At 67.2% G+C, this 13,280-nt stretch carries 8 protein-coding genes and 1 pseudogene; 3 read left to right on the forward strand and 6 right to left on the reverse strand.

The genetic code is table 11. The features are described 5' to 3' along the window. Positions 1–478: 478 nt before the first annotated feature. The 5 genes and pseudogenes from MSG_RS03965 to MSG_RS03985 all read right to left on the reverse strand — a co-directional run bounded on the left by MSG_RS03965 (position 479) and on the right by MSG_RS03985 (position 7,518). On the reverse strand, positions 479–697 hold the full coding sequence (locus tag MSG_RS03965; protein WP_096437289.1) for a hypothetical protein: 219 nt from the start codon (positions 695–697) through the stop codon (positions 479–481). Between the two features lie 211 nt (positions 698–908). Beyond that, on the reverse strand, positions 909–2,255 hold the full coding sequence (locus MSG_RS03970; RefSeq protein ID WP_096437291.1) for a hypothetical protein: 1,347 nt from the start codon (positions 2,253–2,255) through the stop codon (positions 909–911). A gap of 94 nt (positions 2,256–2,349) precedes the next feature. Then, complete coding sequence (locus tag MSG_RS03975) at positions 2,350–4,941, reverse strand: ATP-binding protein (RefSeq protein WP_096437293.1); 2,592 nt, start codon at positions 4,939–4,941, stop codon at positions 2,350–2,352. Between the two features lie 9 nt (positions 4,942–4,950). Continuing rightward, positions 4,951–5,321: pseudogene (locus MSG_RS03980) on the reverse strand (cytochrome P450); the annotation flags it as partial. A 31-nt stretch (positions 5,322–5,352) separates the two neighbouring features. Further along, positions 5,353–7,518, reverse strand: coding sequence for an FUSC family protein (locus tag MSG_RS03985; RefSeq protein ID WP_096444037.1), 2,166 nt, complete (start codon positions 7,516–7,518; stop codon positions 5,353–5,355). Between the two features lie 88 nt (positions 7,519–7,606). On the opposite strand from MSG_RS03985, the gene galT reads away from it, so the two are divergent. Both galT and MSG_RS03995 read left to right on the forward strand, forming a co-directional pair. After that, a complete protein-coding gene (gene galT, locus MSG_RS03990; protein ID WP_096437295.1) occupies positions 7,607–8,701 on the forward strand; it encodes a galactose-1-phosphate uridylyltransferase in 1,095 nt (364 codons plus the stop codon). Beyond that, on the forward strand, positions 8,698–9,819 hold the full coding sequence (locus MSG_RS03995; RefSeq protein ID WP_096437297.1) for a galactokinase: 1,122 nt from the start codon (positions 8,698–8,700) through the stop codon (positions 9,817–9,819). Before galT ends, MSG_RS03995 begins: the two co-directional genes overlap by 4 nt. Before the next feature lie 260 nt (positions 9,820–10,079). Here the strand turns inward: MSG_RS03995 and MSG_RS04000 are convergent, their stop codons facing one another. Continuing rightward, the gene (locus tag MSG_RS04000) at positions 10,080–10,565 is read right to left on the reverse strand and encodes a hypothetical protein (RefSeq protein ID WP_096437299.1); all 486 of its coding nucleotides are present in this window, start codon (positions 10,563–10,565) and stop codon (positions 10,080–10,082) included. 88 nt (positions 10,566–10,653) lie between these two features. Between MSG_RS04000 and MSG_RS04005 the strand changes: the two genes are divergently transcribed. Then, complete coding sequence (locus tag MSG_RS04005; protein WP_096437301.1) at positions 10,654–13,275, forward strand: GH92 family glycosyl hydrolase; 2,622 nt, start codon at positions 10,654–10,656, stop codon at positions 13,273–13,275. Positions 13,276–13,280 lie beyond the last annotated feature (5 nt).

The following is a 13,280-nucleotide window of genomic DNA, read 5'->3' on the forward strand; positions in this document are numbered from 1 at the left end:
CGCCGGCGTTCCACAGCGTCTGCTGCTTTACTTGTCCGCCAACACGATTCGCAATTGGGTACAGCAAATCGGGCATTCCCGCCGGCGCATGCGAACGAGCAGCCGATGCGGGAACGCCCTCTGGGTGGCGCGGGGGGCGCGGCCCGGCCCGCTACGCGGCTCTACCCGCTGGTGATGGCGAACAGCGCAAAGACCGGAGAGCATCCCGACGCGGCGACGGCGGTAACGGCGAGGATTGCCGCGACACTGATTTTCCTGGTAACGCCCGACATAAATTTCACTCCATATCGTCATGACAGCCCGGCTCAGGGACCGGTGGCGATGTGGGGAGGAGCCACGAGTTGGCCGCTCCCGAGTCCGAACAACAACAGGGGATGAAGGCGCCCACCGCCGCATTCAGCCCGACCTGCCGGAGCACTTGCTCTGGCACGCACGATTTATCTGGAACCTGTAACGTTCAGGCCCCGCGGCCCGAAGTTTAGAAGGAGAACAGCGAAAAGACCGGGGTGCAACCCGACGCCGTCAAGGCGGTGAAGGCGAGAACTGCGGCGATACTGACCTTGGTGGTGACGCGCGACATACGTACTCCATTCGTTCCGATGACGACCCGGCTCGAGAGAAGCCGGGACGGTGGCACCAGGAGATAGAAGAACGCGGCCTCTCCCGGTTCCCGAACAAAGAGGATGAAGGCGCCCACCGTCGCATCCAGACCCGATTCGGCCGGAGCGATATTAACCCGCGGTAACATCGCGCATGTCCGAAACCGACAGATAGGTATTTATTCATAGCCAGTACGCCGGGTAGGTAAATCGCCCAATCAGCAATACATAGCGTCTCTACGGTTGGCGCTCATGGTGCTACGGCTGGGAGGCTGCTGCCCGGGCGCTACGACGACCAGAACCAGACGGCTAGAACCAGGGGCCCGGGTAGTGCCCGTCCTGGTCTTGCACCAGCACGATTTCCTTGCACTGCCCGGCCGACTGCGGGGCCGTCTCGCTGCGACAGACCAGCGTCCAGCCGGATATCCGCGAAAAGGGCCGAACCGACCAGTTCGTCGCGACGGGGTCGGTCGCCGTCAGGGCGACGACGGCGAAGGTCCCGCCGTCGTTGGTGATGTAGACGTGGTCGTCGAAGAACGCGAGCTTGGCTATCGATAGCTTCTTCGCGTCGTCCCGCTTCTTCAGCAGATCCCACTGCTGGGTTCGCAGATTCCAGACGCCGAAGCCGAACTGCGAGTTATCCGAATTCAGGGCGTCGACGAACAACTTGCCATTGGACAGTGTCGCGGACAGGCCGCCGCCCGAAACACGTTCGGAATCGCCGAGTTTGATCGGCGTTTTGGCGTTGAGGTCGAAGAAGACCGTCGACACGACCACCGGATCATGCGGATCGCGCTGGGTCAGTTTCACTAATTTGTCCGGCCCGTCGGACAATTCGCCGTCGACCGTCGCAATGTCGTTGTCCTGGAGAATCGGTTCTCCGGTCGGGCGGCGCAACTCGGCTCCCGACGTCTTGCCAGGCTCGTTGTTGCGCTGGAAGGAGAGCACGTCCTGCCAGACCCTGGCCGGCCGCGGGTCATTCCAGGTCGCCGACAGGTCGCTGGCCGACAGGATCACGGTTCGGGGCGGCGACGCGCGGTGCCCGTCGGTAAACGCGTTGAGCCAGGCTACTCCGGATGAGGTGGCGACCAGTTCCCACTCTTTGGCATCCGCCAACTTCAGATCGGGCGTCGGCGGTTGCAGCTCCTTGGTGGCCGCCTGCTGGCCCGACTTGAAGTCGAACGCGTAGGCCGTTGCCTTGCTCGTTTGGGGCTCCAGCGCCTGCGCCGGCTTGTTGGTCGTGATGACGTAGACGATCTTCAAATCGTCAACGGTCCCCGATAGCGCACACACGCCACCGGTCACATTTTCGCCGGCAGGAATCGCGGGGACGGGTGGCGTCACGTACTGCCCCGTCTTGGTGTCGAAGACCTTGGGCCGGATGTCGTCGAGCGCGGCCTTGCTGAGGGAGAACTTGTCCGGGCAGCCGAAGTAGGCGGTTCCGCCGTAGGTCTTCCAATCCTTTTCCAGCGGGCCAGTCACCGACGGGGGCGGGGGAGCCGTACTCGTCGGGGGCTTAGAGGTCGACGTGGTTGCGGTGGTCGTCGGGGGCGGAGAGGCGGTCTCCGAACACGAGGCCAGGGTCAGACAAACGGCCGACGCGACGACGGCAACGCTGCCACCTCGGCTTTTTCCGCGCCGATAACGCCGACCCATCAATCAACCCCCGTTTACGTCGTGCAACCCATGAGCGTAAAGCCGCCGCGTCGTGGCCGCGACTTCTACTGTCTTCGTCACATATGCCCGCGTACTACATGGCCGCGGCGAGTGCGACGTGGCCCTCGAAACCGAGGTCGGCGGCCTTTCGCCGATAGCGGTCCCGAAAATCGCGAAAATCGGATTCCTCTTTGCGGGCGCGGGCGAGTTGGGCGCGCATCCGAAGCGACCAGATCTCGTGCAACGTCACCCCGAGTTCGCACGTCGCGCTCGTCCACCGCTCGATGACTGCCTCGGCCTCGGCGACATCCCGGGCCAGGCGACGGGTCAGCAACACGTCGACGAGGGCCGCGGTGGCCGGCATGTTCCACATCAGGGAGCCCGCGGCGGTGAGATGCTCGACCGCGTGCCGTGCCGACTCGAGGGCTTCGTCGATAGCGCCTCGCCGCGCCTTCTCCCGCGCCACGTAAGCCTCGGTGATCGCCAGCATGCTGGAAAACGAGCGCTGCCAAGCGCCTTCGCGTTCGCATACCGATACCAGTAGCGCAAGGCCGGTCGCGCGATCGGAGCCGCCGTTATGGATCAACACGATGCCGCGAGCGCCCCTGGCCAGGTCGAGCCCGAGGTCATCACCCGTCTGCTCCGCCATTGCCAATGTGTCCGCGGTATCGCGCAGCATCGCCGCATGGGGCCGCGCTACCCCGTAAATCAGCGGCGTGACGTACGCATACCAGCTCACGCCGGAGAACGAGAAGGCGTCCAACGTGCGCGCGTACGCCATGGCCTGGTCAAAGTCGGCCTGCCAGCCGGGCATCGCCAGACAGCTGCGGGCCAGGCCTCGCATGGCGATCGCCGTCGGCACCGGAACCGCGAAGGTCAACTTGCCCTGCCCGAGGTCCCCCTCGGCGAGGTCGATGACGCGCCGGGCGAAGCGCAGAACGGCGGTCACATCGCCGGCCTCGTGTTTGGCGCTCAGCACCGCCGACGACAGCGACACCGTCAGCGTCGGATCGCCGATCTTGTCGAGCAACGCGGCAAGTTCCGTGGCCAGATGTGCCGCCTCCCAGACGTGCGAACTCCTGAAGCGCGCCCGGATCAAACCGGCCATGCCGATGGCCAGCGACCGCTGATCGTCGGCAGCAGTGCACAGCTCGCGCAGCTCGGCGAACTCGGCGTCATCGCCGCCGCGTCCGACACGGAAATCGGTCAGGCACAGCAATGTTCGGGGCGCAATACGCATGGACAGGCGATCGCGATCGTGTTCGGGGATGCGGTCTGCCAAGGCCTTGGCGCGTTGCCAGCGCGCGCGGGCCGCGCCGAAGTCGCGGTTGCGCGACCAGGTCGCCGCCCGCATGTGCCAGGTGAAAGCCCCGCGCGCATCCCCCGCGGCCTCCAGGTGCTCGGCGATCAGGGCGGCATTGCCGTCTGCCGAAGTCTGAGTAGTCTCGATGGCCTCGGCCAGTCTCCGATGCAGTTGGGAGCGGTCGGATTTCAGCTGCGATTCGTAGGCGACCGCACGGATGAGTGGATGACGGAACGCATACTCCGGGTGCGAGCCGAACCGCACCTGGTCGACGACTTCCGCGTCGAGCAGCGCGGACACGTCGGCCTCGCCTCCCAGTGTGGTGAGGATGTCGGCGTCGAAGCGCAACCCGATCACCGCGGCCGCATCGAGGGTGCGTCTTGCTGTCGCGTCCAGCCGATCGATGCGCGCCCCGATCGTAGCCTGCAAGGTGGCCGGCACCTGTACGTCGGCGAGGTCCACTCGGCTGCGGTACTCGCCGCGACGGCCGTGCAGCACGCCGCGTTCGACGAAGTCGCGCACGATTTCCTCGGCGAAGAAAGGGTTTCCGGCGGCGCGTTGGGTCACCTGCGCGGCCACGGCCGTCACCGATCCGTCCGCGCCCAACAGCTGGGTCGTCAGCGCCGAGGCCTGCGTGTCGCTGAGCGGACGGAGCGCCACCACCTGAGCTCCGGATATCCGGCTGAGGGCGCCCCGATATTCGGGGCGGTAGGTGATCAGCACCAGCGACGGCGTATGTGGCAGTACCGCAAGAAGATTGGTCAGCAGCGACTCGCTGGCCTCGTCGATCCAGTGAGCGTCTTCGACCACGTAGACCGCCGGGGTGCTGCGGGCCAGCGATGCGGTGTTGATCAGGGTGATCAGCCGCCGGCGGCGGGCGTCGGGCGCGACCTCGGGCAGCGGCACCGAAGGGTCGCGGAGGCCCACCAGGTCGTCGAGCAGCAGCAGGTCGTCGGACTCGGCGGCGGCGAATCGCTCGCGTATCACACTACGAGCGACTTCGGTTGGGCGCTGGTCGATTTCGAGCGCCGCACGCAGCAGCTGCGCCAGCGTGCGAAACGGGATATCGCAAGTGTGCGATTCACAGTAGGAGCTGAATACCGGGATGCCGCGGGCTGCTGCGACGGCCGCGGTTTCCCGGGCCAGCCGGCTCTTACCGATGCCCGCCGGGCCGGTGAGGCTGACGATGCATCCCGCGCCGCGCATGGCCTCGTCGAGGATGCCACCGAGGGTGTTGAGTTCCCAGCCGCGCCCGACCAGCGGTGTGTCGCTCGGCGGGTGTCTTGACGGCGCGGCCGACACCAGCGCCGATCCGCAGGCGTGGCAGAACCGCGCATCAGCCGCCAGGGCCTCGGTGCCGCACGACCGGCACGTTGCTGACACGGTCCGATACTAACGGGCCACTTCGAACGCGATGGGCAGGCTCTTCGGCCCGCTCAGCGTCACTATCGGCTTCCACGGCACCGGCCCGTCGGTGCGCGGGTTGGCCAGTCGTTGGGCGAGGACATTGAGGGGACATTGAGGGCCTCGGCGATTTCGCGCCGGGCGAGGTTGGCGCCCAAGCAGTAGTGGACACCGCCGCCGAACGTTAGGATCGCCGGCGCGCCCTGCCGGGTGATGTCCACCCGGTCGGGATTGTCGTAGACGGACGGATCACGTTTGGCTGCAAGGGTATTCGTCAGCACTGGCGTGCCGGCGGGAAACAGGTAGCCGTCGATCTCGGCGTCCTCGGTCACCATGCGCAGCGTCCCGCATACGATCGGCCCCCGCCCGGAGAGTAAAGCGGCGAAGGCGTCAGCTCGCCGTGGGGGCCGGGACCTGTGTGCGGTCGCGCGCACCCAGATTGATTGCCGCGGTAATGGTGGACCGCTCGATCTGGCGTAGCGCGTGCACGGCGGTGAGGAATCGCCGGGTATCCGGATCCGGTTCGGCCCCGTCGGCGCGATGCCGGGCCCGGCATTCGGCGGCGTCGAGGTCGTCGGTCGCGGAGTCCACAGTCCCGCCCTTTGCGCCGTCGACCATCGCGATTAACGTATCGATGTTGCGCCGGGTCTGCGCCGCAGCCGAGGTGAAGGCGTCGGACAGGGCTTCGGCTCCCACCGGGTCCCGGTACTGCTCGCTGGTGCGGGCCAGGCTTCGTCCATAGCGGTCACACGCGGTGAAGATCTGCAGGCCGCGCCGAATGCTGCGGCGACCGGCCAGACCCGCGACCCCCGCCAGCAGGGGCTTCGCGGAAATCCGGAATTGTTGTAGATTGCGGTCGAGCTGCCGGGCCTGCTCAGTCGGGCTGACCACCTCGTCGCCGCCGAACATCGTCGCCGTAGAGATCTCAATCAGGTCGGACAGGCTGGTCAGGAAAGCTTTGGTGTCCTTGCGAATCGTGGTTTGGGTCCGGGTCGGCAACACCAGGATGGCCACGGCGATGCCGATCACGGCCCCGATCGCGGTCTCTTCGATCCGCAGCATCAGCACCCCGAAGGAGAACTGACCGAGCAGGCCGTACAGCAACGCCAGCATCGTGGTGATCCAGAACGTCATCAGGCTGTAGGTGACTGTCATGAAGTAGAAGGCGCAGAACAGGCACACGAAGATCGCCACCAGCGACGCCGTCTTGTCGCCACCGAACAACGTGGCGACCAGCACGCCGGCCGGCACGCCGAGCATCGTGCCGAGCAGTCGTTGCCAGCCTTTGGTGAGGGTCTCACCCCAGGAGTTGGTGCCCGCGAAGATCACGAACGCGGCGATCACCGCCCAATACCAACGGGCGGGTGCCAGCAGCTCGCCGGTCACGATGGCCAGCGACGCGGCGACGCTGACCTGGATCGCCTGCCGGGTGGTCTGCCGCAGACCGGGCTGCGATTCCTTCTCCTCGGGCGGCGCCGGCGGGGTGTCGGCGGATTCGACGGGCTGTCCCGCCGCGGCGCCCTCGACGATCGCCCGCACTTCGGCGGTTGCTTTGGCCGCGTTGATGATCGCCAGCGCGAGGCGGCGTACCGCGGCGTTGCCCTCCGCATCGCCGTCGGCCGGGTCGGGTTGGTCGAGCACGCGTTGCGCCTGGCGCGCGGCCTGCTGCAGCCCGCTTTCCTCGGGCACGCGGATCGCTCGCGACAGCATCGACAGCGCGGTGACCAACTCGGCGCGAGTGCGGGCCGGTATCGCCGCGGGGTTGTCCGCGGCCGCCGCCGCTCGCCGGCCCGCGGTGGCAACCCATTCGATCGCGAGCTCGGCGTCGAACAGCCACGGGGCCAGTTGCTCGACGGTCACCCCGCGATAGAGCATGGCGGGGTTGGCTTTGTCCTCGATCTGGCCCTGCACCATCAAGGCGGTCTCGTTGAGCCGGATGGTGCGGGCTCGCATGTGCCGGCGCCGCCGCCCGTCGAGGTGGCCGGTGCGTACCGCCTCCGCGGTGGTGTCCACCACGATCGCCATCCGCGCGCGCAGCGCCCGAATAGTGGAGCGCAGCACGGCTTCTGGGCGATCGGGCAACACGTAGGCGGTCATCACGAACGTGCACACCGTGCCCACCACGATGGCCACGATCAACCACGGCAACTCCGACACGCTGGCCCGCAGATACAGCGTGAAGAAATACGACATGAACGCGACCATGCCCAGCGCCCGTCCGCGGGGACCGAAACGCCGGATGTATACCGCGCCGAACACCACGGCCACGAAGACGACGTCGGCGGCGATGTTGTGCGGAGCCAGCAACGTGGCCAGCGTGACGGACAGCGCCCCGGGCAACGGCAGCAACGCCATCGTGATCCGCTGCTGACGGGGATCCGGCTCGGTCACCGAGCGCGACGCGATCATCGTGATCACCACCCCGAGCAGGGCGACCGTCAGCGGCTGCCCCGTGGCCTTGGTCAGCAGGAACAGCACGGCCAACGAGCAACCCAGCGACGCCGTCGTGCGGGTGGCCATCCGCAGCCGCAGCAGCCCCGGATCGGAGCCGATCAACCAGTTGCGGGCCTTGTCGTAGCGCACTGGGCCCCCTCACCGTCGGACACCACATGGTTACCTCAACTGTCGCGCACTGGCCAAGCTAGTGTTCGACATCGTGACAGCGCCGACCCGGGCGAAGCTGGCCGATGGCCGTGACCTGTTGTTCTTCGCGCTGCCCGGGCATCGTCCCGTGCCGGTGCCCGACCGCAGGCCGTTGCCGGAGCGTGACCCGGACCAGTCGCAACTGCGGTTCGACCGGTCAACCGGGCAGTGGGTGATCATCGCTGCGCGCCGCCAGGACCGCACGTACAAGCCGCCCGCCGACCAGTGCCCGCTGTGTCCCGGGCCGACTGGGCTGACGAGCGAGGTGCCGGCGCCGGACTACGACGTCGTCGTATTCGAGAACCGGTTCCCCAGCCTGTGCGGTGCCGGCCGGTCGTTGGGCGCGCCCGACGGCGACGGCTTCGTGTCCGTGCCCGGGCATGGCCGCACCGAGGTGATCTGTTTTTCCAGCAACCACACCGGGTCGTTCGCGGAGTTGGCACCGGCGCATGCCGTGTTGGTCGTCCAGGCATGGCGGCACCGCACCGCCGACCTGCTGGCCACTCCGGGCATCGAGCAGGTTTTCTGCTTCGAGAACCGTGGCGAAGAGATCGGCGTGACGCTGGCCCATCCGCACGGCCAGATCTACGGCTACCCCTATCTGACGCCGCGCACCGCCGCGATGCTGGGGCAAGCACGTGAGCATCGAATCCGACACGGCCACAACTTGTTTGCCGATCTGCTGGCGCGCGAGGTCGCCGACGGCAGCCGGATCGTCGCGCGCACCGAGCTGTTCACGGCGTTCGTGCCGTTCGCGGCGCGCTGGCCGGTCGAGGTGCACATCTACCCGAACAGGTTCGTGCGCAACCTCGTCGAGTTCGGCGACGCCGAACTGGATGCGTTCGCGCGGCTCTACCTTGACGTGCTGGATCGGTTTGACCGCCTGTATTCGGCTCCGCTGCCGTATATTTCGGCGCTGCATCAGTTCGCCGACACCGAGGCGCAGGCCGACGGGTACTTCCACGTCGAGTTGATGTCGATCCGGCGCAGCGCCACCAAGCTCAAGTACCTCGCGGCCTCCGAATCGGCGATGGACGCGTTCATCGGCGACGTCATGCCCGAAAGCGTGGCCCAGCGGCTGCGAGACCTTGCGTGACGGTCCGCTACGCCGCGCCGGGGCGGATCAATCTGATCGGGGAGCACACCGACTACAACCTGGGGTTCGCGTTGCCGATCGCGCTGCCCCAGCGCACGGTGGTGACCTTCGCGCCCGATGACTCCGACGCGATCACCGTGCGCAGCGATCGAGCCCGCACCGCCGCCCGCATTCCGGTCTCCACCACGCCGGGGGAGGTGTCCGATTGGGCCGGTTATGTCGCCGGCGTGATCTGGGCACTGGGCCGGGCCGGGTATCCGGTGCCCGGCGGCGCGATGTCGATCACCAGCGACGTGCAGATGGGATCGGGCCTGTCGTCGTCGGCGGCACTGGAATGCGCGGCACTGGGCGCGATCGCCGCGGCGGCCGGCACGCGCATCGACAGAACAGAGCAGGCGCGCCTGGCCCAGCGCGCCGAAAACGAATACGTCGGTGCGCCAACGGGTTTACTCGATCAACTGTCCGCACTGTTCGGGGCGCCGTCGACCGCCCTGCTGATCGACTTTCGCGACGTCACCGTCGATCCGGTGGCCTTCGACCCGGACGCGGGCGATGTGGCCCTGCTGCTGATCGACTCCCGGGCGCGGCATCGGCATGCCGGCGGCGAGTATGCGGCCCGGCGCGCGTCGTGCGAGCGGGCGGCCGCAGACTTGGGGGCGTCGTCGCTGCGCGAAATCCAGGACCGCGATCTGTCGGCGCTTGCCGCGGTCGAGGACCCCGTCGACGCCCGTCGGGCCCGACACGTGCTGACCGAGAACCGTCGGGTGCTCGACTTCGTCGCGGCGCTGCGCGACGCGGACTTCGGCGCGGCCGGCCGACTCATGACCGCCTCGCACGCGTCCATGCGCGACGACTTCGCGATCACGACCGAGCACCTCGACCTGCTCGCCGACACCGCCCTGCGCGCGGGCGCGCTGGGCGCCCGGATGACGGGCGGCGGCTTCGGCGGTTGCGTCATCGCGTTGGTGCCGACCAGTCGGGTGGACCCGGTGCGGGAGTCGGTGCGACAAGCGACGGAAAAGGCCGGCTTCGCGCCGCCGCTGATCACCCGAACCCGCGCGGCGGCGGGCGCCGGGCCCGCCGCCGCGCCGGACACTCGGGAGCACCCCTTCTGCTAGGCGCCTGAATAGCTGTAACTGTGACGGCATGGCCTAAGAACCCGACGGGCAAGCCAGCGCGCGAGCGGACGTTGGCCGGCGGTGCGCCGCAATCGGTGGGCTGGTCCCGGTTCTACTTCGAAGACCAGCGCTGGGAATGAGCCGACGAGGTGCAGCGCATCCACGGATACACCGATTTTTGCGGCCTGAGCCCAGACAACGTCGCGCCTGGGTCAGCGCACTGCTGCTCGGCGCGCACGAGAGCGCCCACAGCGCCGGACCTACGGCGTCGGGGTGAACCGGACCGCGGCCAGGTGCATCCGGTCGACGGCCTCGGAGAACTCGTCGAGGGTGGGGATGCGCCGGTCGCGGAACTTCAATCCGACGAGCACCTGCGCGCGCCGTAGGCCGTAAGACTGCGCGCACCGCAGGTAGAGATCCGAGACGGTGGCACGATCGGCAATCAGCTCGCCGCGCATGGCCGTCTGCCTGCCGTCCCAGACGACCTGTGCGGGTGCGCCGCCGCGGAAGTTCGCTTTCCACACCGCGCCGGTCAGCGCGTAGAGATCGTTGTCGATGACGTGAGCACTCACCGGAATTGTGAACTGCCGCCCCGTCTTTCGGCCGGTGAAGCTCAACACCATGAGCTGCTTGCGGGACGGACCGGCGAGCGGAGTGCGTAGCAAGAAGCCCAGAATCGGGTTGATGAGCTTGAGCAATGCCGACGGCGGATGCCCGGCGTCGACCGCGTACGACTGGTCTGCCATGCGACCACCGTACGGCCAATTCGTGGATCTCGGCGTTGCGATGTCGAAACCACCACGAAAACACGCGGTTATGCAGTAAGAGACAGCTATGCGGTCGCGAAAGGCCCCTATCGCGCTGGTGGCGGCAATGGTCGTCTTCGCCACGTTCATCGCGGCGGCCCCGCCCACCGCCTACGACGGCGAGCCCCACCTTGTCACCGATCCGGCGGCCTACGTCAACACCCTCATCGGCACCGGCACGGGCGGCGAGACGGTCGGGGAGATCAACAACTTTCCCGGCGCCACCGTGCCATTCGGGATGGTGCAGTATTCGCCGGACACCGTCGGCAACTACGCCGGCTACAGCTACAGCAACCCGCGCTCGACCGGGTTCAGCATGACCCACGCCTCGGTGGGCTGCGCCGCGTTCGGCGACATCTCGATGCTGCCGACGACCCGCTCGATGGGCCCGCAGCCGTGGAACGCCTGGGAACGGATCTCCCACGACGACTCCGAGCACGGCGCTCCCGGTTATTACACCGTGCGGTTCCCCGACACCGGGGTGACCGCGGAGCTGACGGCCACCACCCGCACGGGCGTCGGCCGGTTCAGCTACCCGCACAACGGCCTTCCGGCCTTGTTCCACGTCCGCTCCGGCGCATCGTTGGCGGGCAACTCCCGCGCGGCCCTACAGATCGGTGTCGACAACACCACCATCACCGGGTGGGCGGGCAGCGGCAGCTTCTGCGACAAGAAAAACACCTACACGGTGTATTTCGCCATGCGGTTCAGCCAGCCGTTCACCACCTTCGGCACCTGGGATGGCTACGCGATCTACCCCGGCACGCGCGACAGGGACTCGCCCTACAGCGGTGGATATGTGCAGTTCCCCGCGGGGTCCACAGTCGAGGTGCGCACCGCCATCTCCTACGTCAGCATCGACGCGGCGCGGGCGAACCTGGCCGCCGAGGGCGCGGCGAGCTTCCAGGACGTCCGCGGCGCCGCACGGTCGCAATGGAAGGCCGCGCTTGCGCGCATCACGGTGGCCGGGAGAAACGCCGGGGAGCTGAGGACGTTCTATACCTCCTTGTATCGATCGCTGTTGCATCCCAACACATTCAGCGATGCGGACGGACGATACATCGGATTCGACCGTCAAATCCACGTTGTCGCCAACGGGCGCACCCAGTACGCGAATTTCTCCGATTGGGATACCTACCGATGTCTGGCGCCCCTGCAGGCGCTGCTCTTTCCCGAGCACGCCAGCGATATGGCTCAGTCGCTGGTGAACGACGCCGAGCAGAGCGGCGCGCTTCCGCGCTGGGCGCTGGCCAACGTCGCGACCGGTGAGATGAGCGGGGACAGCGTGGTGCCACTGATCGTGAACCTTTACACCTATGGGGCAACTGATTTCGACACCAAGGCGGCGCTGCACTACATGGTCGAAGGGGCGACCAAAGGTGGAGTGGGGCTGAACGGCTATGTGGAGCGGCCGGGCATCGCGACGTACTTGCGCCTGGGCTATGCCCCGAACACGCCGGAATTCGGTACCGTCGATGCCTCGATAACGCTGGAGTGGTCCGTCGACGACTTCACCATTTCACGATTCGCCGACGCACTGGGCGACACCGCGACCGCCGCCGAATTCCAGCAGCGTGCCCAGTACTGGCAGAACCTGTTCAATCCCACTACCCGCTACATCTCGCCGCGTAGCGGCTTCGGATTGTTCAGCGGCGGAACGGGTTTCTTCCGGTCTCCCTCCGGCTTCGGCCAGGAAGGATACGACGAGGGCAACGCGGAACAATACGTCTGGTGGGTGCCGCACAATGTCGCGGGCCTGGTGACCGCCCTGGGTGGCCGCCAGGCGGTAGCCGCCCGGCTCCATCGATTCACCAAGCGGCTCAACGACGGTCCCGACGAGCCCTACCTGTGGGCCGGCAACGAACCGGACTTCGCGGTGCCGTGGCTGTACAACTATGTCGGTCAGCCGTGGAACACGCAGCAGACGGTCGACCGGGTGCGCGGCTTGTTCGGTCCCACGCCCAATGGCGCGCCCGGCAACGACGATCTCGGCGCACTGGCCAGCTGGTATGTCTGGGCGGCCCTGGGCCTGTACCCGAGCACGCCGGGAGTCCCGATCCTGACATTGAGCACACCGATCTTCGATCGCATCGAAATCTCCCTTCCGGCAGGCAAATCCATCCGGATATCGGCACCAGGTGCGTCGGGTCCCCGGCCGTTGAGGTACATCAGCGGATTACGCATCGACGGCCAAGTCACCGGTCACACCTGGCTGCCGGAGTCGATCATCCGCAGCGGCGGCGATCTCACGTACTCGCTTGCCGCCCATCCCGACAAGGCCTGGGGCACCTCAGAATCCGACGCGCCACCCTCCTTCGGCGCACAGAGTTCAGCGGTGACCGCGAACATCGCGAACCCCGTTGTCAGCGCCAGGCCGGGCAGCACCGCGGTCACCGTCGACGCGCAACGGATGAGCGATGGCGCCGGCGGCTACACCGTCAACGGCACATCCGACGACGTCGGGATCACGGTGGCGCAGGTGTCCGGCCAGTTCGACAAGGACGGATCGGCCGCCATCCCGGTCGTGATCACTGTGGCGCCGACGGTGCGCGAGGGTTACTACCTGGTTCATCTGACTACCACGGTGGGCGAGAGCATGCGGCGGTTGACGGTCCTGGTGAGCGTCGACGACGATTCCGGCGATTCCTGACCGGG

Source organism: Mycobacterium shigaense (assembly GCF_002356315.1).
GTDB lineage: Bacteria > Actinomycetota > Actinomycetes > Mycobacteriales > Mycobacteriaceae > Mycobacterium > Mycobacterium shigaense.